The following is a 21688-nucleotide window of genomic DNA, read 5'->3' as shown; positions in this document are numbered from 1 at the left end:
CACAGGGGGTAATTAATGCGTCGCAATCATTTAGCTGCTTCTTTAGCTGCTTCTTCCGATTCCGGTAATGTCACGTTAAGTTCAAGTACCGAAATATCGTCCCCTTTCTGCTCGAACTGCACGTGCAGCATTTCTGGATCGATCTGAATATATTTGCAAATAACCGCCAGAATATCGCGTTTCAGATCAGGCAGATACGGGGGCTCACTGTCCCCGCGACGACGCTCTGCGACGATAATCTGCAGCCGTTCCTTGGCTATATTGGCTGTCTGTTTTTTGCGGGACAGAAAGAAGTCTAATAAGGCCATGGTTTATCCCCCAAAAAGGCGTTTCAGGAAACCCTTCTTCTCTTCTTCAATGAAGCGGAATGGGCGTTCTTCCCCCAACAAGCGGCAAACGGTATCGTCGTACGCCTTACCGGCGTCTGACTCGGCATCCAGAATGACAGGCTCACCCTGGTTGGAAGCGCGCAGTACAGACTGGTCTTCCGGAATTACACCCACCAGCGGAATGCGCAGAATTTCCAGCACGTCTTCCATGCTCAGCATATCGCCACGGCTGACGCGGCCCGGGTTGTAACGGGTCAACAGCAGGTGTTCCTTGATTGGCGATTCGCCTTTCTCGGCACGGCGTGACTTGGAAGAGAGGATGCCCAGGATACGGTCAGAGTCGCGTACCGAAGACACTTCCGGGTTGGTGGTGATGATCGCTTCGTCGGCGAAGTACAGTGCCATCAGCGCACCGGTTTCGATACCGGCCGGTGAATCGCACACCACGAAGTCAAAATCCATCTCGCCGAGATCGTTGAGAATTTTTTCAACGCCTTCGCGGGTCAACGCGTCTTTGTCGCGCGTCTGCGAAGCAGGCAGGATATAGAGGTTTTCAGTGCGTTTGTCTTTGATCAACGCCTGATTCAGCGTGGCATCGCCCTGAATCACGTTCACGAAATCATACACTACCCGACGTTCGCAGCCCATGATCAGGTCAAGATTACGCAGGCCGATATCGAAATCGATTACGACGGTTTTCTTGCCTTTCTGGGCCAGGCCGGTAGCGATGGCCGCGCTCGAAGTGGTCTTGCCAACGCCCCCTTTACCCGATGTAACAACAATAATGCGTGCCATGAAATGGATTCCTTGTCAAAAGGGCTTAATTTAAAGGTTGTATGGTTAAAGCGTTATCCAACAGGCTGAGTCGTACGGCCTGCCCGACGTAATCGGACGGGATTTGGTCGCTCAACCAGTACTGCCCTGCGATAGAGACTAGCTCAGCCGCCAGGTGGGTGCAAAAAATCTGACATTGCGTGTCGCCTGACGCGCCTGCCAGCGCGCGACCGCGCATCATGCCGTAGACATGAATGTTGCCGTCGGCAATCAATTCGGCGCCGGCGCTGACGCTGTTGGTCACGATAAGATCGCAGTTGCGGGCGTAAATCTGTTGGCCGGAACGGACAGGTGTACTGATGATGCGTGTTTTGGCGGGGGCGTTATCCGCCACCGCGGGCACAGGCGCTGGTGCGGGCTCTGGCGCCGCCATTTTCTGGCCTTTGCCTTCGCTCAGCAGCGGCAGCCCGGCACGGGCTATCGCGCGCTTTTGACGCTCATCTCTGCAACCGCTGATACCCACAACGCGCAGACCTGCTGCCGCGACAGCCTGTTGAAGTTCTTTCCAGTTCGCATCGCCATCCAGCGTTGCGACGTTGATAACAACAGGGGCGTTTTTCAGAAAAGCGGGCGCTTGCTCAACTTTTTCCTGTAACGCCTGACGTATTACCTCAGGCTGCGAATTATGCAAATGAACAACCGATAGGGTAAAACTGCTGCCTTTTAGCTCAATTGGCGATTGTGACATCTATCCTGACTCAGTCTCAGCAACTTTAAATCCCCGGAATACCACTCGGGGTGCGATATTCCGATGTACTATAAGCATGTTATAGTCAGAGTTATATCCAGGCAAGACGCTCCCTCAATTAAATAGAGTTAAAAAAATGCTTTGTGTGATCTATAGAAGCCCGAAACGCGATCAAACTTATCTTTATGTCGAAAAAAAAGACGATTTCTCTCGTGTGCCGGAAGAGCTGATGAAAAGTTTCGGCGTGCCACAATTCGCCATGATGCTTTCGCTCGATGAACGCAAGAAATTGGCTTCGGCGGATATTGAGAAGGTGAAGCAAGCGTTGAAAGACGAAGGCTATTACCTGCAGTTCCCGCCGCCGGTTGAAAATCTGCTCAATCAGCATCTGGCGGGCGACAAGGCCTGAGACGGTGGACACGGCCAGGGGAGGCGCGATGACACGTTCGGTGAGAAAAACCGTATTGGCCGCCTGGCTGGCGCTGGGCAGTGTGCTGATGCCGGGCGTATCGCCGGCGGCGCAGGAGACGACCCTGGCGGTGAGCGGCCGGGATCCGGCGCAGTTCCCGGCGTATGTTGAGCAACTCAAGCGCCGGGCGCGGGAGCAGGGCATCAGTCAGGCCACCCTTGACCGCGCTTTCGCGCAAATACATTTTGTCGACCGGGTGATCAAAGCCGACCGCAATCAGCCGGAGCAGAAGATCACTCTGGACGACTACCTGCGGCGTGTGATGTCGCCCGCCAAGGTGCGCCAGGGGCGTGAACTGTACCGGCAGCGCCAGGCGCAATGGACGCGCGCGAGCGATCGCTATCGAGTACCGGGGCGCTATATCATCGCCTTGTGGGGCATGGAGAGCGCCTACGGAAAAATTCAGGGGCGTGAAGACGTGGTGTCTGCACTGGCGACGCTGGCGTTTGAAGGGCGCCGCGAGGCCTTTTTCAGCCAGGAACTGATGGCGGCGTTGCAGATAGTTGAACAGGGACACGTTGGCGATACGCCGTTGAAAGGCTCCTGGGCCGGCGCGATGGGGCAATGTCAGTTTATGCCGAGCTCCTTCTTGCGCTATGCGGCGGACGGCGACGGTGACGGGCGCATCGATATCTGGAATAACATTGATGATGTCTTTGCCTCTACGGCCAGCTATTTGTCCAAAGAGGGCTGGCAGCCCGGCATCGGCTGGGGGCGCGAGGTCAAACTGCCCGCCGGTTTCAATCGGGCCGAGCTGGGATTGAAAGACGCGCAGGCGCGCAGCGTCAACGCTTGGCAGCAGCGCGGGGTGCGTCGCGCGGATGGCAGTGCGTTGCCGCATGCCGTTCAGCGCGGTTGGATCATCGCGCCGGATGATCTGCAAGGGCGGACGTTCCTGGTCTATGATAATTTCCGTACCCTCATGCACTGGAATCGCTCTTACTATTTCGCCATCGCCGTGGGTATGATGGCGGACGCGATCGGGCATTGATCCGGCACACCAATAATCGGCTTGGCGCGCCAAGCCTCTACAGTTTGGGAGAAGCGGTATGTATCAACATAGAGACTGGCAGGGTTCGCTGCTCGATTTCCCGGTGAACAAGGTGGTCTGCGTCGGCAGCAACTACGCCGATCACATCAAGGAAATGGGCAGTGCGGTTTCCGTCGAGCCAGTCGTGTTCATCAAACCGGAAACGGCGCTGTGCGATATTCGCCAGCCGGTGGCCATCCCCAAAGAGTTCGGCTCGGTGCACCATGAGGTGGAGTTGGCGGTGCTGATCGGCACGCCGTTGAAACAGGCCAACGAAGACCGCGTTGCGCGGGCGATCGCCGGTTATGGCGTGGCGCTCGATCTGACGCTGCGCGATCTGCAGGCGGGCTTTAAAAAAGCCGGTCAACCGTGGGAAAAGGCCAAGGCCTTCGACGGTTCCTGCCCGATGTCGGGGTTTATCCCGGTGGCGGAATTCGGCGATCCGCAAAACGCCGAGCTGTCATTGACCGTCAACGATCAACTGCGCCAGCAGGGCAATACGCGAGACATGATCACGCCGATCCTGCCGCTAATCAGCTACATGAGCCGTTTCTTCACGTTGCGCGCCGGTGACATTATCCTGACCGGCACGCCGCAAGGCGTGGGCCCGATGGCCTCCGGCGACATGCTGAAAATCAGCCTGAACGGCAAAACGCTCAGCACCCGCGTGATTTGATTTCTCTTGCCGCCGGCGCCGTCGGCGGCAAAGCTTGCATCTTGTGGCTAAAATGTCTATATAGTCCCCCCTCGAACCTGTGCGCAGGTGACTTATCCATTTACCGAAACCGGACGCTAACATGTCACAACTCGCTTTTTGGCAACAGAAAACGCTGGCGGAAATGTCAGAACAAGAGTGGGAATCGCTGTGCGACGGGTGCGGGCAATGCTGTTTGAATAAGCTGATCGACGAAGATACCGACGAGATTTATTTTACCAACGTAGCCTGCAACCAGCTCAACATCAAATCCTGCCAATGCCGTAACTATGAGCGGCGCTTCGAGCTGGAAGAAGACTGCATCAAACTGACGCGCGAAAACCTCACCACCTTCGATTGGTTGCCGCCGACCTGTGCTTATCGCCTGATCGGTGAAGGCAAGCCGTTGTTCCCTTGGCACCCGCTGCTGAGCGGTTCCAAGGCGGCAATGCACGGCGAGCGCATCACGGTGCGGCATATTGCGGTGCGCGAGAGCGAAGTGGTGGACTGGCAGGACCATATCCTCAACAAACCGGACTGGGCCAGATAAAGTTGCCCCTTGCGCAGCAAGATAGGTCTCATGTAAGAGGGCGGCGTGTGCAGACATGCCGCCCTCTGCGCTATTTATAGCGTTACCCACGGGCGTGGCGCTCATGACATAAGCCGTCACTTCACGCCTGTTTGTTGCGGCGGTGCCAGTTAGCCAGGTTTTTCAACGGTTGCTTCACATAAGGGCTGGCTTTGATCAGGCTGAACAGCAGTTTGTTCACCACCGTGCCCACCTTGTCCATCGGCCGGTCGATATCGAGAAACAGCACCGCACGCAGCTCGTCGGTGTCGTTGCGGACCTCGTGCTCGTAGGAATCATCAAACAGAATTACCTTGCCTTCATCCCAGTGCAGGATCTGATCGTCAACGCGGATCCAAAGCTTTTCCCGATCTTTTGGCACGATCAATCCCAGATGCGCTCGCACCACGGCACGGGTCGGGCCTTTGTGGGGCACGATGTGGTAGTGCGGTTTGAGGATCGAAAACATCGCGGTACGCATGCCGGGGATCGCGCTGACCGCCTGTGCGGTGCGCGGGCAAATGGCGCAGTTCTCATCAACCCGCTGCCCGTAGACAAACAGCCCGAAAGTTTTCCAGTTATCCCCTTTAGAGATGCGTTTCTGATCCGGTGATATTTGGTGGAACGCGGGAATATCCTCCGGATGCTCCAACAGCCGATCCAACTCCTCCCGAATCGCAGGCCAATGGGCTTCCAGCGTCGTGACCCAGTTAAATTCATGATTACCAATCTGCGGTGTGGTGGAGATTAGCGAATGGCGGGTCTGAAACTCGCCGTTCCAGCGCAGGAATCTTTTCCCGGCTTTAAGCAGCAGGCGGCGCAGAAGGGGGCGCTGAGATGCAGGGGGCAATGCGGTATCCGGCATAGGTCGTGTCCTTGATATCATTGACGTGCTGTAGTCAGCCAAAGACAGGGCCTGGCTCACTAAAGGAAAGAGTGAAAATCAAAACGTCATTAGGATAAGGAAAGAATCGCGAATGATTTTAATCATTAGTGCGCGAACGGTGAGCGGGATTTCTGGATAAACAGGCGTGTTCGTCAGTGAGGGGGGAAGGAAAAAAGCCCCTGCAAAGATGAGGGGCAAGACACACAACAACACCAGGGAAATCGGTAATACTCACTTTGCCGATACTATAAGGATTTTATAGGCAAACTTCACCAAAATATTGTGCTCTGAATGTGACAAAGACGCAGCGGTTCATAAGTAACGGTAATTTATTGCTGCCCGAAGGCCGTAAGGAAAGCGCTGGCGCCGCCTGTTTTTGCCCGACGATATCGCAGAAGTTTAATGTTATGTAAATTACGCGCTTAACCGAACCGGAATGCTTCTTTTTAAACGATAAGTTGGGTAATTTGGCCACTCTCCCGCATGCTCGAGAGTATAACAATGAAAATGATCCGTCTGTTTGCCGTGGCTGGAGTGCTGATTGTGCTCGTTTATTTCCTTACACACACATGAAGTGGGGTTACCTCTGAATTTGACCGCAATACCCTAAAAAAACGGCGCCTTCCGGCGCCGTTTTTTGTTTGTTTACCTATCAGCGGCCGAACAGGTCGCGGCGACGTGGGCGAACAAATTGTGCGATCAGCACAATCAGCGCCACCAGCAGGTAGGCGCCGAAGATGCCGACCAGCCACTGTGGCATTTCCAACGTCAGGAATTGCCATTGGCGCACGGAGCAGTCGCCGGAGGCGTGGAATACCGCCGGCAGCCATTTATCCAGCGGCAGCCACGAAGGGAAGCTGACGAAAAAGTCGCAGGTATTGAACGGAGAAGGGTGCAACTGGATCATGGTGTGCTTCCATGCCAGCTGTACGCCTTCCCAGGCGCTGTAAATCCACAGCAAGATCGCCGCGTAGCGCAGCGGGGTTTTCGGCGCGATGGCGCCCACCAGTGAAGCGCCGAGGATGCCGAACAGGGCGCAACGCTCGTAAATGCACATGACGCAGGGCTGCAGCAGCATAACGTGCTGGAAATAGAGCGCGACCAGTTCCAACACCAACGCTGTCAGGGCCATCAGCAGCCAAGCACCGCGTCCTTGTGAACAGCGGTTAAAGAATTGCAACATATCTAGATTCTTCCATGCAGTAAGCAATTGAACCGGCAGTGTAAACCAATTCCTCCTCGCTGCCAGCCACCTGGGCTGGATTCAGCGCAAAAATAGTCGGTTCACCCTGCCTGCACCGCCTCAGTGGCCGATGGCGTCGATGGGCGGCAGCGTCAGCCAATGCCACTGCGTCAACAACTCGGTCGCCGGCTCCAGCGTGGACTGGACGCACAGCAGGCCGACCACCGTCAGCACCACCGTATAAGGCAGGGCCATCCACACCATGCGGCCATACGACAGACATACCAGCGGCGCCAGTGCCGACGTCAGCAGGAACAGGAAAGCGGCCTGGCCGTTAGGGGTAGCGACCGAAGGCAGGTTGGTGCCGGTATTGATGGCGACCGCCAGCAGTTCGAACTGCTTCAGCGAGATGGTGCCGCTCTCAAGCGCGGTGCGCGCCTCGTTGATGTAAACCGTGCCGACGAACACGTTGTCGGAAACCGACGACAGCAGGCCGTTGAACAGGTAGAACAGCGAAAGCTGAGAGGCGGGATCGGCGCGCAGCACAAACTGGATCACCGGGCTAAACAGGTGCTGTTCGATGATCACCGCGACCACGGTGAAAAACACCGTCAGCAGGGCTGTGAACGGCAGCGCTTCCTGGAACGCTTTGCCGATGGCGTGTTCGTCGTTCACGCCGCACAGGGAAGTGGCGAGGATGATCACCGACAGGCCGATCAGCCCGACCTCCGCCAGATGGAAGGCCAGCGCCAGCACCAGCCAAACGCCGATCAGCGCCTGCATCACCAGCTTGAGGCGTTCTTGCTTGCTGCGGCCGGCGGTGGCTTTGCGATCATACTCTTTCAGTACGTCACGTACTGCTTCCGGTAACTGCGCGCCGTAGCCAAACAGGCGAAAACGCTCTACCAGCCAACAAACCAGCAGGCCGCACACCAACACCGGCAGCGTGACCGGCGCCATACGCAGGAAGAAGTCGATAAAGCCCCAGCCCGCGCTTTTGGCGATGATCAGGTTCTGCGGTTCGCCCACCATGGTCATGACCCCGCCTAGCGCGGTGCCGACGCCGGCATGCATCAGCAGGCTGCGCAGAAAGGCGCGGAATTGCTCCAGCGTCTGTTTGCGCTCTTCGCCGGTGAAATCGCTGTCATCGCCGATGTCGCCATCGGAGCGATTCGACGTCACGTTGTGATAGATGGAATAAAAACCGGTGGCCACGCTGATCACTACCGCCACGACCGTCAGCGCATCGAGGAACGCGGAAAGGAAGGCTGCGGCCAGGCAGAACGCCAGCGACAGCAGCGTTTTCGAACGGATGTTTAGCAGCAGCTTGGTGAACACGAACAGCAGCAGCTGCTTCATAAAGTAGATGCCGGCGACCATAAAGACCAGCAGCAGCAAGACTTCCAGGTTATGTTCGATTTCCTGCGAGACCTGCGCCGGGCTGGTCATGCCGATGGCCACCGCCTCCAGCGCCAGCAGGCCGCCCGGCAGCAGCGGGTAGCATTTCAATGCCATCGCCAGGGTAAAGATGAACTCGACTACCAGCAGCCAACCTGCGATAAACGGGCTGGCGAAAAAGAACACCAAGGGGTTGATCGCCAGGAAAATGAGAATGGTCAGTTTGTACCAGTCGGGAGATTGCCCCAGAAAATTTTTGAGCAGGGCGCTGCGCAGGGTTGTTTCCATTGTCCTTTATGCATCCTTAAATCAGTCGTAGCACGTACCCTAACAATGCGGTGGGGGCGGGCGCAACCGGAGCTTGTTTTACGGCGGCAAATTTCTGCCGACCGGTGTTTTTGCGCGTTTTTTGCCACTTTATGCACACTTTCGTTTATTGTTTTTCGCTCACGCTATGTCATGTCGGTGCGATCTGGTATGATGAGCTGATTACTTTTACTGATTTTATCGTCGCAACGGAACGTCAAACACATGGTCATAAAGGCGCAGAGTCCTGCCGGTTTCGCGGAAGAGTACATTATTGAGAGTATTTGGAATAATCGCTTCCCCCCTGGCTCTATTTTGCCCGCGGAGCGTGAGCTTTCGGAGTTGATTGGCGTCACGCGCACCACGTTACGTGAAGTGTTGCAACGTCTGGCTCGCGATGGCTGGTTGACCATTCAGCATGGCAAACCGACCAAAGTGAACAATTTCTGGGAAACGTCCGGCCTCAATATCCTTGAGACCGTGGCCCGTCTCGATCACAAGAGTGTCCCGCAGCTGATCGATAACCTGTTGTCCGTGCGCACCAATATCGCGTCGATCTTTATTCGCGCCGCCGTGCGCAATCATCCGGAGCAGGCTCAGGAAGTACTGGCGAAGGCTGCCGAGGTAGAAGATCAGGCGGACGCTTTCAATCTGCTCGATTACGAGATCTTCCGCGGCCTGGCGTTCGCCTCCGGCAACCCGATCTACGGTCTGATTTTCAACGGGCTGAAAGGGCTGTATACCCGCGTGGGCCGTTACTATTTCTCTAACCCGGAAGCGCGCAAGCTGGCGCTGACCTTCTACAGCAAGCTGTCCACGCTGTGTCATGAGAAGCTGTACGACCAGGTGATGGATACCGTGCGCAACTACGGTAAAGACAGCGGGGCGATTTGGCAGAGTATGCAGGGCACTATGCCGAGCGATCTGACCGAGGCGCGCCGCTGATAGTGTGCGAGCGAAATAGTAAAGGGCGCCATTTGGCGCCCTTTGTCGTTATAGCGGTTACAGCGGCGTCGGCCGCGGCGGACAACGATCGAGCAACTCCACGCTGCCGTCTTCGTTTTGCTGCTCGAGGATCACGTCGAAACCCCACAGGCGATGCAGGTGTTTCAACACTTCACGGCGGCTTTTATCCAGCGGCGCGCGCTCTTGCGGGATATAACGCAGCGTCAGCGAGCGGTCGCCGCGCAGGTCCACATTCCAGATCTGAATGTTCGGTTCGTGATTGCTCAGGTTGTATTGCGCCGACAGCTCCTGACGGATCGCACGGTAACCGGCCTCGTTGTGGATCGCGGCAATTTCCAGATAGTTATTGCGATCGTCGTCCAGCACGGTGAACAACCGGAAGTCGCGCATCACTTTGGGCGACAGGAACTGGCTGATAAAGCTCTCGTCCTTGAAGTCGCGCATGGCGAAGTGCAAGGTTTCCAACCAGTCTTTGCCGGCGATGTCCGGGAACCAATAGCGGTCTTCTTCGGTCGGCGATTGACAGATGCGCTTGATGTCCTGGAACATGGCGAAGCCCAGCGCATAGGGGTTGATGCCGTTATAGTACGGGCTGTTATACGGCGGCTGATAGACCACGTTGGTGTGGCTGTGCAAAAACTCCAGCATAAACCGCTCGGTTACCCGACCTTCATCGTACAGATGGTTGAGGATGGTGTAGTGCCAGAAGGTGGCCCAACCCTCGTTCATCACCTGAGTCTGCTTTTGCGGGTAAAAATACTGGCTGACTTTGCGCACGATGCGCAGCACTTCACGCTGCCAGGGTTCCAGCAGCGGCGCATTCTTCTCGATAAAATAGAGGATATTTTCCTGCGGTTCGCTCGGATAGCGGCGCGCCTGCTCCGGCGACTCTTCGCGTTCGACGCGCGGCAAGGTCTTCCACAGCGTGTTCACCTGGCTTTGCAGATACTCTTCGCGGCTTTTCTGGCGCGCTTTCTCTTCTACCAGGGAGATTTTCTGCGGGCGTTTGTACCTGTCGACGCCGTAGTTCATCAGCGCGTGGCAGGAGTCCAGCAACCGCTCCACCTCATCGACGCCGTAGCGCTCTTCGCACTGGCTGATGTAGTGGCGGGCGAACAGCAGATAATCGACGATGGAGCTGGCGTCGGTCCAGCTGCGGAACAGATAGTTATTCTTGAAGAACGAGTTGTGGCCATAGCAGGCGTGCGCCATCACCAGCGCCTGCATGGTGATGGTGTTCTCTTCCATCAGGTAGGCGATGCAGGGATTGGAGTTGATGACGATCTCATACGCCAACCCTTGCTGGCCCTGCTTGTAGCGCTGTTCGGTTTCGATGAACTTCTTGCCGAAGGACCAATGGGTATAGTTGATCGGCATGCCGACGCTCGAATAGGCGTCCATCATCTGCTCAGAGGTGATCACCTCGATCTGATGGGGGTAGGTGTCGAGCCGGTAATGCTTGGCGACGCGGTCGATCTGCTCCAAATACACCTGCAGCAGTTCGAACGTCCAGTCCGGTCCATCGCTCAGACGTTTATCATCCTTAACCTTTTCATGTGTTGAAGTAGTCATCAGCGCACCCTCATTATTCACGGGTCTTGCTCAAACGGCAGGCCCTGTAACAAGCATAGTTCAAGTCATAATTAACCGTTGCAAATCAGTGAAATAAAAATTCTGGTACGCAAAGGAGCGAACGACGGCCAATTCGGCGTCGCGTCCATCCCGGCAGAAGGCGGCGCAGCACCGCGCTTCTTCTCCGAGTATAGCCCTGCGGCCGGGGGGCGCAACACATTGCCTGCTGCGCGACAGGGATTGAAAAATGTTATGTTATATTGTAACTTTTAATTTTCTCAATAACGGACAAGGAGCATCTTTTGGCGAGGCATTTTGGCAAATTGGCGGTGGCGCTGGCCGCGTTGTTCATCGGCGGGCAGGCGCTTGCCCACGGGCATCATTCACATGGCAAACCGCTGACGGAAGTTGAAAAAAAGGCGGAGGCGGGCGTGTTCGACGATAAAGACGTCAAAGATCGCGACCTGGCGGATTGGGAGGGCGTGTGGCAATCCGTGTACCCTTATCTGCTCAATGGGGATCTCGATCCGGTGTTCAAGAAGAAGGCGGCACAGGATAAGAGCAAGACCTTCGCAGAAGTGAAGGCGTATTACCGCAAAGGGTACGCCACCGACGTGGATACCATCGGCATTGAGAATGGCGTCATGGAATTTCACCGCGGCGACCAATCCAGCGCCTGCCAGTATAAGTACGCCGGGCATAAGATCCTGACGTATGTCTCAGGTAAAAAGGGCGTACGTTATCTGTTCGAATGCCAGGATGCCGGCAGCCTGGCGCCGAAATTCGTGCAGTTCAGCGATCACATTATCGGCCCGCGCAAATCGGCGCATTTCCATATCTTTATGGGCAACACATCGCAGGAGGCGCTGCTGAAAGAGATGGACAATTGGCCGACCTATTACCCGTTCCAGCTGCAGACCAAGGAAGTTGTGGACGAGATGCTGCACCATTGATGCCATCGCTCACGCAGGTATAAGCCCACTCACGTGGGCTTATAGTCAGTTAAACGGCCTGACTTGCAGGTAATCGTCCGTTACTTCCATTTCAAATAACGTTTCATCCGCCAACAAAGTCGCGCGCATTCGCTCCCGGGCTTGCCGGTAGCGCTCATCCAGCTGAATATCACCGGCGTTTTCCCATGCGGCGCGGTTTGGCCACTGCGCATAGCCGATAAACTGCCCGCCCACATCCTTATGCAGGCGCGATCCGAGGCTGCCGCGCTGCAGATAGATGCCTTGGGTCAACTCAAGCCAGGCCTGGCGAAAGATTTGTTCGTGTCCGGTTTTGACTGAGAACTGGTAGATAGCGATAAACATAAGGAACTCCCCAGAAGAACGACAGTGTGAACTTTAGGATCTGCTTTGGGTTTTAACGTTCATATCGTGCTTCAGCGTTCAAAATAAATGGGTGCGGCTAAGGTGATCGGCCGTTTTATTCCAGCATCAAATATAAGGTTAATTTTTTGCCGAAATTTTACGCGATTTTTCTGCTGCGGGGAGAGGGCGCTCTCTTTGTCTGTTGTGTTGGTATTTTTTGTTTTATTAGTTTTTTATTCTGATTATGTGTTTGGCGGTATTTTTATATTCTGTTAAATCATTGTTGCTGGCCATGCCTTTTTTCTTTGCTGTCATTGATAGCATTGCTATCAATTCAGTGACGGTTTGGCGCCATATTCCTCCTTAAACCGCATCTTATCGCTATTTACGCGCGGCTATTGCAAATGCAGGGCCCATCGACGATAAATTAATTGTGAATATTGTCACGTTTGATGACGAAGTTGTTGGACGGATTTTTTCACTGAGTTAATTTCCTGTAAGCAGAAGATTATGCTTTATGAAGCCTTGGGCTGGAGTCAGCGATGCGAGTGGTAATTTTAGGTAGTGGAGTGGTGGGCGTAGCCAGTGCCTGGTATTTGGCGAAGGCGGGGCATGAGGTGACGGTGATCGATCGTCAGCCTGGTCCTGCATTGGAAACCAGTGCGGCGAACGCCGGGCAGATTTCGCCGGGCTATGCCGCTCCCTGGGCGGCGCCGGGTGTGCCGCTGAAGGCCATCAAGTGGATGTTCCAACGCCATGCGCCGTTGGCGATCCGTCTTGACGGCAGCAGCTTCCAGCTTAACTGGATGTGGCAGATGCTGAAAAACTGCAACACCGAACACTACATGACCAACAAAGGCCGTATGGTGCGCCTGGCTGAATACAGCCGCGACTGCATCAAGGCGTTGCGGCAGGAAACCGGTATCCAGTACGAAGGCCGCCAGGGCGGCACGCTGCAGCTGTTCCGCACCCAACAACAGTTTGAAAACGCGGCGAAAGACATTGCGGTATTGGAAGATGCCGGGGTGCCTTACAAACTGCTGGAGGCTAGCCAGCTCGCCAGCGTTGAGCCGGCGCTGGCCCAGGTAGCGCACAAGCTGACCGGCGGCCTGCAGCTGCCGAACGACGAGACCGGCGATTGCCAGCTGTTTACGCAACAGCTGGCGAAGATGGCAGAGCAGGCGGGTGTGACCTTCCTGTTCAACCGTAGCGTCGATCGCCTGCTGGTGGAGGGCGACAAGATCGCCGGCGTGCAGTGCGGTGCAGAAGTGTTTAAGGCCGATAGTTACGTGGTGGCGTTTGGTTCGTACTCCACGGCACTGCTGCGCGGCTTGGTGTCGATACCGGTTTACCCGCTGAAGGGGTATTCGCTGACTATCCCTATCACAGACGAAGCGGCTGCGCCGTTCTCAACGGTGCTGGACGAGACATACAAAATCGCCATCACGCGCTTCGACCAGCGTATTCGCGTTGGCGGCATGGCGGAGATCGTCGGTTTCAATACGCAGCTGGAGCAAAAACGGCGCGAAACGCTGGAGATGGTGGTGCGCGATCTCTACCCGAACGGTGGCAGAGTGGAAGACGCGACGTTCTGGACCGGTCTGCGCCCGATGACGCCGGACGGCACCCCTATCGTCGGCCGCACTTCGTTGAAGAACCTGTACCTCAATACCGGGCATGGCACGCTGGGCTGGACGATGGCCTGCGGTTCCGGGCAGTTGCTGTCCGATCTGATGTCCGGCATTACGCCGGCGATCCCTTCCGATGATCTGGCGGTGGCGCGTTACAGCGCCGGGTTTCGCCAGCAACACTCGGTTCCGCTGAACGACGTGCATCCCGCACGTTAATCGTCACTCTGTCATAGACTTAACCGGCCACGCGCAGGCGCGCGTGGCCGCTGTACGCTGCCCCAAGGAGAACCGATGCCCCGTCCCATAACCGCCACGATGCATCTCGGCGCGATTGAAAATAACCTGCAGGTGGTGCGCCGCTTTGCCCCCGGCGCCAAAATCTGGGCGGTGGTCAAGGCCAACGCCTATGGCCACGGCATCAAACACGTTTGGCGCAGCATGGCACAAACCGATGGCTTCGCCATGCTGGATCTGGCCGAAGCGGTGCTGTTGCGCGAGTCGGGTTGGCAAGGGCCGATTCTACTGTTGGAAGGTTTCTTCCAGCCGCAGGATCTGGCGTTGCTCGATCGTTATCGTCTGACGACGGCGGTGCACAGCGACTGGCAGTTGGCGGCGATCGCTGACGCCACGCTGAGCGCACCGCTCAATGTTTATCTGAAAGTGAACAGCGGCATGAATCGGTTGGGGTTTGCACCCGAACGGCTGCGCGAGGTGTGGCAAAGGGCGCAGGCGGTTGCCAACATCGGCGAGCTTACGCTGATGAGCCATTTCGCTACCGCTGACGGCCCGGAAGGCGTAACCCAGCAGATGGCCACCATCGAGGCGGCGGCTACCGATATACCGCTGCCGCGCTGCCTGGCCAACTCGGCCGCCACGCTGTGGCACCCTTCGACCCATGGCAGCTGGGTCCGCCCTGGGATCATTCTGTATGGCGCTTCGCCGAGCGGTTGCTGGAATGATGTTGCGGCGACGGGGCTGCAGCCGGCGATGACGCTGAGCAGCGAGATCATCGGCATTCAACAGCTGAAGTCTGGCGATCGCGTGGGGTACGGCGGCCGTTACAGCGCCGCCGGCGCGCAGCGTATCGGCGTGGTGGCCTGCGGCTATGCCGACGGCTATCCGCGCCATGCGCCGACTGGTACGCCGGTATGGGTGGATGGCTTGCTGACGCGCACGTTGGGAACGGTATCGATGGATATGCTGGCGGTGGACCTGACGCCCTGTCCGCAAGTCGAACTGGGCGCCGAAGTTGAGCTGTGGGGGAAACGCCTGCCGGTGGACGAGGTGGCCACGGCGGCAGGGACGTTAGGCTATGAGCTGCTGTCGGCGTTAGCGGCGCGGGTGCCGGTCGTCACCGAAGCCTGAGCTGCCGCTCAGGCGACTTTTCTAATTTGCCCTTTAATCTGCCTGCTGAGCCGCCGCGCATGCAGCGCCAGCAGGCAGCCTGCCAGCATCACCAGTGCCAGCGACAGCTTAGGCTGCAGCGGCAACGCCATCGCCACCAGACCCAGCGCGGCGCCGCCCGCCATCTGCACGAAACCAACCAGGGCGGACGCGACGCCGGCCTCATTGAAATACGGCTCCAGCGCGTAGCTGGTGGCCGGGCCCATCACGAACGCCAACCCGGCGCAGGCGCTGGCGACCGGTAGCATATACGCCAGCCAGTGCGCTTGCGTCGTCTCGGGCAGCAGCATGACGCCCAGCAGCAGGCCCAGACAGCCCAGCCCCATCAAAATACCGCCGGTCGCCAGACAAACCGGCCGGCCGACCTTGTGAATGATGCGGTTGGCGAAGAAACTGACCAGCATGATCCAGAAACCATTGGCGCCGAACACCAAAGAGAATTGCAGCGGGGTCAAGCCGGCGGTGCCCATCAGCACATTCGGTGCCAGAGAAACGTAAGTCAGCGCCATGCCCATCGCTCCGGAGTTCACCACCGCAAAGGAGAGGAAACGCCTTTCGCTGAGGATGCGTGCGTATTGGCGCACCGGTAGCCCTTTGACCGGCACGGTATCGGCGGGGCGGGTTTCCGGCAAACGTAGCGCGATGAGCACCAACACCAGCAGCGCATAGCCGACCAGGAACCAGAAGGGCGCGCGCCAACCGAAGGCTTCGGCGAGCAGGCCACCGAGCAGCGGTGCCAGCGCCGGGATAATGTTCAGCGTGCCGTTGAGAAAGCCGAAAGCGCGGGCGGCATCGTCGCCATTCAGGCGATCGCGCACGCCGCTGAAAGCGACGACGGCGGTGCAGCAAACCGCTACCCCTTGCAGCAGACGCGAAGCGATGAATACCGTCGGACTGGTGGCCAGCGCAGCCATCGCGGCTCCGATCATATAGAGGATAATGCCGGCCAGTGCCACTGGCTTGCGGCCATAGTTATCCACCAGTGGGCCGGCAATGATCTGGCCGAGGCCGAGCACCAGGATAAACAGCGAAATGGTGGATTGGATTAGCGCTTCACTGCTGCCCAGGCCGACGGCAATGGCGGGAATGGTCGGCAGGTAAAGATCGATGCCTAATGGGCCGAGCAGCACCAGGCTGAGAAGCATAAACAGAAACTTTTGCATAACAGGAAAGGCACGTCCGAGTGACAAAGAGGGCTAGAGTAGAGATTTTGGCGATAAATGAAAAGGGGCAAGCGGGTCAGCGCTGCGCCCCCTGGCGGTAATAGAGCGCCGAGACGGTATCGGCCACATAGCGGGCCTGGTGGCGGGCGTCATCCAACGCACGATGCGGCATGCCTTCGAACGGGCGAGTCTTTTTCGGGTTAAAGCCGTGCAGTTCCGCCAGCGTGATCACCGTGCGCACATCCTGTGTATCCCAGAATTTCCACGGGCAGGGCATTTCCAGCTGCTGGAAGGCGTGCTCGAGGATCGCGCAGTCGAATTCTTTGCCGTTGCCCCAGACTTTCACCGTATCGGTGCTGTTCATATGGATAAAGCGGCTGAGGCTGCTCAGCACGCGTTTCAGGCTCTCGGTGCCGCCGAAAGCCAATTTGCGTGCTTCGTCGGACTGTTTTGCCCACCAGGCGACCGTGTCCAGGCTGATGGTTCGGCCCGGTTGGTCTTTCTGGCTGCTGACGGCGGCTTCGAATTCGGCACCCAACTCCCCGGTTCGGGGATCGAAAAACACCGCTGCTACCACCAGAATGACGGCGCTGGGTTTTATATCCAGGGTTTCAATATCTAACATCAGATGGTGCATCGGCGTTTCCGGTGGGGGCGTGTTGTCTTAATGTTACTACAGAACGTGCGCCAATGCGGCCGGTGCGCACATGAAATCCTTTTAAAGCGCCTCGTTCAGGTTATGATGCTCGGGATACTCTTGTCAGGTTGGTCGCTATCGGTGAGAACGCTTATCTTTATTCTGTGCATGGTTGGCTACTTGCTGTTGCTGGGCTACCTTAGCGTGTTCGTCACGGACAAGATCTGTGAGAAGGCGGGCAACTACACCAAAATATGCCGCATCGTAGACATTTCCGAGCCCCATATCCCCAAATAACGCCATTCTTACCCCAGATAGTCAGTGGTAATCAACGGGGTCAGGATGGCCGCCAGCGCCGTGAGAGCACCCCATTGCCGCCAACCCAGCCGCGCCAGCCAGTCATGCCGCAGCGGGGGCGTTGCCAGTTGCCCGACGGCCACGGCGCCGGTAAGCAGCAGCGTCAGAATCAGTAGAACCAGGCCGCGGCTCACTAACGTGAACTCGACATGTAGCACATTGGCGTAATACAGGCGCATCAAAATAAAGTAGCTCAGCACAATCCAAGCGAAAACGACATTTTTCTTGAGCACCTGTTGCAGCATCAACGCGAGGAACAGGCTGTGAAACAGCGACAGCAGTGGGGCTTCGATCGGATGCCGAACGCAGACGTTGTAGACCGCCATGTAAATATTGAAAACCAGCAGGATATAGATCACGTAAATATACCAGCCGTAGATCACTTTGAGTTTTTTCGGGTTCGGCGGCAGAGAGAGTGCGTCCGGTTTCATTAATGCCTCCTGATGATGCCGGGCAAACGCGGCGGCATCGTAATTTAAAATCCACTGGGTATATATCACCCGATCGCTAAATGAGAATTAAACACAAGAACGGCTTTATTTCCGCGTTAGCCTGGAACTCCTTTTCTCTCGCGGGGTCGGTTGGCGAGCGAACGCTCGGCGGTCTTTGCACCATAATAGGATGTTGTGGGCGGGGCTGAATATTTTTCTATGGCTATTGGTGGGGGACAGGGCGGCTGTATCAACGCTGGAGAACGGCTCACGGCTGATATCCTCCCCAAGGGTAAAAGTTGCACAGGGAAATGACTTTACATTTGGTAATGAGACGTATTATCATTTTTTCACCGGTAAGGGGAAAAGGGTTGTCTCCTTCTGTGCCCCCCGAACCGGCACGACATTGCTCACATTGCTTCCAGTTTTCATGCCAGCCTTGCGCTGGCTTCTTTTAATCCCACGCCAAAAACCGCGACGTCGGCGGTCAGCTCTTTTTCATTAGCATGACAGTTTAACGCGAGGTCCGTTGGGGCGTTAGAACAGCGAGAACAGCAACACGACAGGCAGGCTCAGCGGCCAGGTTAACCCGATGGTTAGCGCACTGATACAGCGAATTTTGACGGTGTCCCGGCTAACCAGGTAGGTGAAAACCATAGAAACGAACAGACCAATAAAATAACAGTATTGCGTTGCAACCCACAGCGACGACATGAAACCCGATCCCAGTTGTATTTTTACGCGGGAATTCTAGGAGCTTGGCGGGTGATAATCAATGGCCAAAGGCCGTTTACACGAACCTTTATCCATAAGAATACATAATTTATTTCTATAAAGAACGTAGGGTTATTAACGGTTCAATGTTTATTACGAAAAGAAATCAACAACATAGTTACCGGTAACATTTGCGTCAGGCAAGCCATCTCTCTGAAGGGGATCCCGCTCAGTAAGAAAAGAGCCGGTGAGGCAGGCAGAAATGCGATAGGGAGAGATTCATAAAAGTTATTGATATATTTGTAGGCGTGAAGTCTAAGGCAAGAGGGCGTCGGGATTGGTGATTAGTGAGCGATTTGTGGGCCGCTTTTAGCGCATCGTGCCGATGCGCTGCTAGTCAGTCAGGAAGGAGCGTTTGTGGCCGCAGCAGGTTTAATGAATGTTAAGACCATAGACGAACAGCCACGAAAACAGCAGCGCCAGCAGGCATGTCATTAAGACAATGGAGATCATTTCCTTCACAACTTCATTCCTTTTCCCGGTGATTCAAATTTACTTCTCTTTGTTTTTGCGAAGGATTCTAGATCGGTATGGGTAAAAATCCTAGTTTTTATCCCGTTTTTTTCTCTGGCCTTGCGCCGCATGCCGCTTCGACAGACCACGGTGATGCTGAAAATCGGGCACGTCATCCGTAGTCACTATTAGCCGGCCGCTGCGCGGCTGACGATAAAAAATGGGGAGCGTGCGACGTCGTCGGCAGCAAGACGCATCCCTTTAAGGCTGGCACGAATCTGGCCCCAGACAGCGACGGTTATCTGTGGATCAAAACCGACAAGTTTCACGAACGCTTTTGCCAGGATCTTACCGCCGATGAGGCGTGGGTGATGGCGTAGCGTCGGAAAATCAACGGCGCGGGGTGCAGCGGCTGCAGGCTAAAAAAGTGATGGCGCCCAATGTCAGCGATGTTTCGCATGGTTTCCCATGCCGATGGAGGGCGGGATGGATTGACGAAACGGTCGGTTCGAAATAAAGCGGGGATAGGAGAATTATCAGGACGCGCAGAAGACACCCTGCGACAGATTATCCCTCCGCTGTCTATTACGCCTGGCTAAAAAGCCGGCGTAATAGGAGCTCATCAGGGATAAGCGTTGATATCGCTATCGATGTTAATGATCAACAGCATCACCAATACCACGAGGGCGGCAATAATGGCGTAGATTTCCGCCTTGCGCATATTCCCTCAGCGCCCGTTAACGCCAATCATTTCGATCGCCGCACGATGCAGCCTCTGAAAATAATCATCGGGCTGTTTTTCTACCTCCTGGATAAGGCTGGCAAGCAGGTTCTGTTTGGTTATCTGCTTGTTGGCGGTTAACACCAACAGCACGTTTTTGCCAAGCAGGCAGCATATTTGCTTATGGTATTCCTCAACATCGTGCTTGTTGAGGCCATAGAGGGTGTAGTCGATCATGATGTGTAACCTGCTGACCGGTAAACGCCCGCCGTAGCGGGCTGAGAAGCCATAGAGAAATAAAGTGAGGCAAATTTCGCTTAGGAAAGGCCTTAAGCGATGAGTTAACGATAACTGAATGGGAATATTCCTATCAAGGCGCGTGGGCGTAGACGTGAATGTTTAGGAATAACCTCAGAAGAACCAATAATAGTTAGGGGCGTTCTGGGTAGCGCGACTTATTATTGATGCTGGCGGTGTTCAAAAATTAAACATGGATAGGTAAATATATAATGGCGAAAAAGAAACAGCCGGAAAACGACGTTTTCCGGCTAGGGTGATGCTCACGCAACGTTATTCACACGGTCTGCTTGCGAAACAGTTCGCGGAATACCGGATAGATATCGTCCGGTTCGCGGATATGTTGCATGGCGAAGTTGTCGAATTTCGCCTGCAGATCCTCATATTCGCGCCACAGCGTTTGATGAGCGCGGCGAGTGATTTCTATGTAGCTGTAGTAACGCACCATCGGCAGGATTTTCTTCGCCAACAGTTCATGGCACAACGGTGAATCGTCCGCCCAGTTGTCACCGTCCGACGCTTGCGCGGCGTAGATATTCCATTGCGCCGGGTCGTAACGTTCTTCGACCACGTCGTTCATCAGCTTCAACGCACTGGAGACGATGGTGCCGCCGGTTTCCTGCGAATAGAAGAACTCCTGTTCATCCACCTCTTTTGCCTGGGTATGATGGCGGATATAGACCACCTCGACGTTTTTGTAGGTTCGGCTCAGGAACAGATAAAGCAGAATGTAAAAACGTTTGGCCATATCTTTGGTAGCTTGATCCATCGAACCGGATACGTCCATCAGGCAGAACATTACCGCCTGGCTGGAGGGTTCCGGCCGGCGCTCATAGTTTTTGTAGCGCAGGTCGAAGGTGTCGATAAACGGCACGCTTTCGATTTTCTTGCGCAATTCGGCAATCTCTTTGCGTAACCGCTCCTCTTCCAGCAATTGCACCGGTTCGGTGTTTTCCAACTGGTTCAGCTCGTCTTCCAGTTCGTGCAACGCGCGTCTTTTACCGGCAGTCATGGCGGTACGTCGCGCCAGCGAGTTTTGCAACGAACGCACGACGCTGATATTGGCCGGCACGCCGTTGGCGGTATAACCGGCGCGGTGGGTTTTGAACTCGGTCAGCTGCTTGTACTGATTCTTTTTCAGATTGGGCAGGGCGAGATCTTCGAACAAAAGATCGAGGTACTCGTCTTTGGAGATCTGGAAGACAAACTCATCCTGACCTTCGCCATCCTGGCTGGCATTGCCCTGGCCGCCGCCACCGCCTGATCCGCCCTGAGGCCGCTCAACGCGATCGTTCTGCACAAAGTGGTCGTTGCCCGGGTGAACGCGATGGCGCGTACCGCCGCGCCCCTGATGAAACATCGGTTCGTTGATGTCGTCAGTGGGGATGGAGACGGACTCCCCGCTGTCTACGTCGGTGACCGAACGCTTGTTGATGGCTTCGGCAATCGACTGTTTGATTTGCGACTTGTAACGACGCAAGAAGCGCTGGCGGTTCACCATGCTCTTGTTTTTGCCGTTTAGCCGTCGGTCAATGAAATAGGCCATACTTCCCCCAAACGACGTTGCCAACTCTTCATGTC

23 protein-coding genes are annotated in these 21688 nt (G+C 55.8%); 9 read left to right on the top strand and 14 right to left on the bottom strand.

Translation table 11 applies throughout. From position 1 onward, the window contains the following. Positions 1 to 26: 26 nt before the first annotated feature. The 3 genes from minE to minC are packed head-to-tail and all read right to left on the bottom strand — an operon-like array spanning position 27 to position 1851. Positions 27 to 308: a cell division topological specificity factor MinE gene (gene minE, locus EGY12_RS20300; protein WP_123895158.1), complete on the bottom strand. Its 282-nt coding sequence runs from the start codon at positions 306 to 308 to the stop codon at positions 27 to 29. A 3-nt stretch (positions 309 to 311) separates the two neighbouring features. Next, positions 312 to 1124: a septum site-determining protein MinD gene (minD, locus tag EGY12_RS20295; RefSeq protein WP_016927452.1), complete on the bottom strand. Its 813-nt coding sequence runs from the start codon at positions 1122 to 1124 to the stop codon at positions 312 to 314. Between the two features lie 25 nt (positions 1125 to 1149). Further along, the gene (minC, locus tag EGY12_RS20290) at positions 1150 to 1851 is read right to left on the bottom strand and encodes a septum site-determining protein MinC (RefSeq protein WP_049271627.1); all 702 of its coding nucleotides are present in this window, start codon (positions 1849 to 1851) and stop codon (positions 1150 to 1152) included. Positions 1852 to 1987: 136 nt separating this feature from the next. Here minC and EGY12_RS20285 point away from each other — a divergent pair, with 136 nt between their 5' ends. The 4 genes from EGY12_RS20285 (at position 1988) to EGY12_RS20270 (ending at position 4594) form a co-directional block, all read left to right on the top strand. Then, positions 1988 to 2260 carry a YcgL domain-containing protein gene (locus tag EGY12_RS20285; RefSeq protein WP_004932294.1) on the top strand — a complete coding sequence of 91 codons (273 nt, stop codon included), beginning with the start codon at positions 1988 to 1990 and terminating at the stop codon, positions 2258 to 2260. 28 nt (positions 2261 to 2288) lie between these two features. Beyond that, positions 2289 to 3311, top strand: coding sequence for a lytic transglycosylase domain-containing protein (locus tag EGY12_RS20280; RefSeq protein ID WP_123895157.1), 1023 nt, complete (start codon positions 2289 to 2291; stop codon positions 3309 to 3311). Between the two features lie 58 nt (positions 3312 to 3369). Then, positions 3370 to 4026: a fumarylacetoacetate hydrolase family protein gene (locus tag EGY12_RS20275; RefSeq protein WP_025159804.1), complete on the top strand. Its 657-nt coding sequence runs from the start codon at positions 3370 to 3372 to the stop codon at positions 4024 to 4026. A gap of 121 nt (positions 4027 to 4147) precedes the next feature. Next, a complete protein-coding gene (locus tag EGY12_RS20270; protein WP_025159803.1) occupies positions 4148 to 4594 on the top strand; it encodes a YcgN family cysteine cluster protein in 447 nt (148 codons plus the stop codon). A 121-nt stretch (positions 4595 to 4715) separates the two neighbouring features. On the opposite strand, the gene EGY12_RS20265 is transcribed toward EGY12_RS20270, so the two are convergent. The 3 genes from EGY12_RS20265 to nhaB form a co-directional block, all read right to left on the bottom strand. Then, on the bottom strand, positions 4716 to 5477 hold the full coding sequence (locus tag EGY12_RS20265; protein ID WP_123895156.1) for an aspartyl/asparaginyl beta-hydroxylase domain-containing protein: 762 nt from the start codon (positions 5475 to 5477) through the stop codon (positions 4716 to 4718). A gap of 673 nt (positions 5478 to 6150) precedes the next feature. Then, the gene (gene dsbB / locus EGY12_RS20260) at positions 6151 to 6681 is read right to left on the bottom strand and encodes a disulfide bond formation protein DsbB (protein ID WP_004932277.1); all 531 of its coding nucleotides are present in this window, start codon (positions 6679 to 6681) and stop codon (positions 6151 to 6153) included. A 120-nt stretch (positions 6682 to 6801) separates the two neighbouring features. After that, a complete protein-coding gene (gene nhaB, locus EGY12_RS20255) occupies positions 6802 to 8367 on the bottom strand; it encodes a sodium/proton antiporter NhaB (RefSeq protein ID WP_123895155.1) in 1566 nt (521 codons plus the stop codon). A gap of 243 nt (positions 8368 to 8610) precedes the next feature. Between nhaB and fadR the strand changes: the two genes are divergently transcribed. Beyond that, a complete protein-coding gene (gene fadR, locus EGY12_RS20250) occupies positions 8611 to 9330 on the top strand; it encodes a fatty acid metabolism transcriptional regulator FadR (protein ID WP_025303107.1) in 720 nt (239 codons plus the stop codon). 57 nt (positions 9331 to 9387) lie between these two features. On the opposite strand, the gene EGY12_RS20245 is transcribed toward fadR, so the two are convergent. Then, positions 9388 to 10923, bottom strand: a complete 1536-nt coding sequence (locus EGY12_RS20245; RefSeq protein ID WP_123895154.1) for a SpoVR family protein — start codon at positions 10921 to 10923, stop codon at positions 9388 to 9390. 302 nt (positions 10924 to 11225) lie between these two features. Between EGY12_RS20245 and zinT the strand changes: the two genes are divergently transcribed. After that, positions 11226 to 11876 carry a metal-binding protein ZinT gene (gene zinT, locus EGY12_RS20240; RefSeq protein WP_123895153.1) on the top strand — a complete coding sequence of 217 codons (651 nt, stop codon included), beginning with the start codon at positions 11226 to 11228 and terminating at the stop codon, positions 11874 to 11876. A gap of 45 nt (positions 11877 to 11921) precedes the next feature. On the opposite strand, the gene EGY12_RS20235 is transcribed toward zinT, so the two are convergent. Continuing rightward, a complete protein-coding gene (locus tag EGY12_RS20235) occupies positions 11922 to 12239 on the bottom strand; it encodes an antibiotic biosynthesis monooxygenase (RefSeq protein WP_123895152.1) in 318 nt (105 codons plus the stop codon). A gap of 542 nt (positions 12240 to 12781) precedes the next feature. Here EGY12_RS20235 and EGY12_RS20230 point away from each other — a divergent pair. Further along, on the top strand, positions 12782 to 14086 hold the full coding sequence (locus EGY12_RS20230) for a D-amino acid dehydrogenase (protein WP_123895151.1): 1305 nt from the start codon (positions 12782 to 12784) through the stop codon (positions 14084 to 14086). Between the two features lie 75 nt (positions 14087 to 14161). Beyond that, on the top strand, positions 14162 to 15235 hold the full coding sequence (dadX, locus tag EGY12_RS20225) for a catabolic alanine racemase DadX (RefSeq protein WP_123895150.1): 1074 nt from the start codon (positions 14162 to 14164) through the stop codon (positions 15233 to 15235). A gap of 8 nt (positions 15236 to 15243) precedes the next feature. On the opposite strand, the gene EGY12_RS20220 is transcribed toward dadX, so the two are convergent. Next, entirely contained in the window at positions 15244 to 16437 is a 1194-nt protein-coding gene (locus EGY12_RS20220; protein WP_123895149.1) for a multidrug effflux MFS transporter, read from the bottom strand. 76 nt (positions 16438 to 16513) lie between these two features. After that, positions 16514 to 17074 carry a 3'-5' exonuclease gene (locus EGY12_RS20215; RefSeq protein ID WP_123895148.1) on the bottom strand — a complete coding sequence of 187 codons (561 nt, stop codon included), beginning with the start codon at positions 17072 to 17074 and terminating at the stop codon, positions 16514 to 16516. A 141-nt stretch (positions 17075 to 17215) separates the two neighbouring features. Between EGY12_RS20215 and EGY12_RS20210 the strand changes: the two genes are divergently transcribed. Beyond that, positions 17216 to 17371 (top strand): hypothetical protein, encoded by a 156-nt coding sequence (locus EGY12_RS20210; protein WP_223294931.1) that lies wholly within the window; start codon positions 17216 to 17218, stop codon positions 17369 to 17371. Positions 17372 to 17379: 8 nt separating this feature from the next. On the opposite strand, the gene EGY12_RS20205 is transcribed toward EGY12_RS20210, so the two are convergent. The 4 genes from EGY12_RS20205 to EGY12_RS20185 all read right to left on the bottom strand — a co-directional run bounded on the left by EGY12_RS20205 (position 17380) and on the right by EGY12_RS20185 (position 21653). Next, on the bottom strand, positions 17380 to 17862 hold the full coding sequence (locus EGY12_RS20205) for a hypothetical protein (protein WP_123895147.1): 483 nt from the start codon (positions 17860 to 17862) through the stop codon (positions 17380 to 17382). 537 nt (positions 17863 to 18399) lie between these two features. Further along, positions 18400 to 18576, bottom strand: a complete 177-nt coding sequence (locus tag EGY12_RS20200) for a GhoT/OrtT family toxin (protein WP_123895146.1) — start codon at positions 18574 to 18576, stop codon at positions 18400 to 18402. 1240 nt (positions 18577 to 19816) lie between these two features. After that, positions 19817 to 20047: a hypothetical protein gene (locus tag EGY12_RS20190; protein WP_123895145.1), complete on the bottom strand. Its 231-nt coding sequence runs from the start codon at positions 20045 to 20047 to the stop codon at positions 19817 to 19819. 337 nt (positions 20048 to 20384) lie between these two features. Continuing rightward, entirely contained in the window at positions 20385 to 21653 is a 1269-nt protein-coding gene (locus tag EGY12_RS20185) for a YeaH/YhbH family protein (protein ID WP_038877203.1), read from the bottom strand. Positions 21654 to 21688: the final 35 nt, after the last annotated feature.

Origin of the sequence: Serratia sp. FDAARGOS_506, assembly GCF_003812745.1 — a bacterium.
GTDB lineage: Bacteria > Pseudomonadota > Gammaproteobacteria > Enterobacterales > Enterobacteriaceae > Serratia.
Note: the sequence above shows the minus strand (reverse complement) of the source record. Positions and strands in the feature narration are given on the sequence as shown.

Bases quoted from the DNA above. Each gene is read 5' to 3' on its own strand.
- EGY12_RS20270 (WP_025159803.1), top strand. From the start codon at position 4,148: ATGTCACAACTCGCTTTTTGGCAACAGAAAACGCTGGCGGAAATGTCA.
- dadX (WP_123895150.1), top strand. From the start codon at position 14,162: ATGCCCCGTCCCATAACCGCCACGATGCATCTCGGCGCGATTGAAAAT.
- EGY12_RS20215 (WP_123895148.1), bottom strand. From the start codon at position 17,074: ATGCACCATCTGATGTTAGATATTGAAACCCTGGATATAAAACCCAGC.
- EGY12_RS20265 (WP_123895156.1), bottom strand. From the start codon at position 5,477: ATGCCGGATACCGCATTGCCCCCTGCATCTCAGCGCCCCCTTCTGCGC.
- fadR (WP_025303107.1), top strand. From the start codon at position 8,611: ATGGTCATAAAGGCGCAGAGTCCTGCCGGTTTCGCGGAAGAGTACATT.
- minD (WP_016927452.1), bottom strand. From the start codon at position 1,124: ATGGCACGCATTATTGTTGTTACATCGGGTAAAGGGGGCGTTGGCAAG.
- EGY12_RS20220 (WP_123895149.1), bottom strand. From the start codon at position 16,437: ATGCAAAAGTTTCTGTTTATGCTTCTCAGCCTGGTGCTGCTCGGCCCA.
- EGY12_RS20275 (WP_025159804.1), top strand. From the start codon at position 3,370: ATGTATCAACATAGAGACTGGCAGGGTTCGCTGCTCGATTTCCCGGTG.
- EGY12_RS20280 (WP_123895157.1), top strand. From the start codon at position 2,289: ATGACACGTTCGGTGAGAAAAACCGTATTGGCCGCCTGGCTGGCGCTG.
- EGY12_RS20230 (WP_123895151.1), top strand. From the start codon at position 12,782: ATGCGAGTGGTAATTTTAGGTAGTGGAGTGGTGGGCGTAGCCAGTGCC.
- EGY12_RS20235 (WP_123895152.1), bottom strand. From the start codon at position 12,239: ATGTTTATCGCTATCTACCAGTTCTCAGTCAAAACCGGACACGAACAA.
- EGY12_RS20200 (WP_123895146.1), bottom strand. From the start codon at position 18,576: ATGTCGTCGCTGTGGGTTGCAACGCAATACTGTTATTTTATTGGTCTG.
- EGY12_RS20185 (WP_038877203.1), bottom strand. From the start codon at position 21,653: ATGGCCTATTTCATTGACCGACGGCTAAACGGCAAAAACAAGAGCATG.
- nhaB (WP_123895155.1), bottom strand. From the start codon at position 8,367: ATGGAAACAACCCTGCGCAGCGCCCTGCTCAAAAATTTTCTGGGGCAA.
- dsbB (WP_004932277.1), bottom strand. From the start codon at position 6,681: ATGTTGCAATTCTTTAACCGCTGTTCACAAGGACGCGGTGCTTGGCTG.
- EGY12_RS20285 (WP_004932294.1), top strand. From the start codon at position 1,988: ATGCTTTGTGTGATCTATAGAAGCCCGAAACGCGATCAAACTTATCTT.
- minC (WP_049271627.1), bottom strand. From the start codon at position 1,851: ATGTCACAATCGCCAATTGAGCTAAAAGGCAGCAGTTTTACCCTATCG.
- EGY12_RS20245 (WP_123895154.1), bottom strand. From the start codon at position 10,923: ATGACTACTTCAACACATGAAAAGGTTAAGGATGATAAACGTCTGAGC.
- EGY12_RS20190 (WP_123895145.1), bottom strand. From the start codon at position 20,047: ATGATCGACTACACCCTCTATGGCCTCAACAAGCACGATGTTGAGGAA.
- minE (WP_123895158.1), bottom strand. From the start codon at position 308: ATGGCCTTATTAGACTTCTTTCTGTCCCGCAAAAAACAGACAGCCAAT.
- EGY12_RS20205 (WP_123895147.1), bottom strand. From the start codon at position 17,862: ATGAAACCGGACGCACTCTCTCTGCCGCCGAACCCGAAAAAACTCAAA.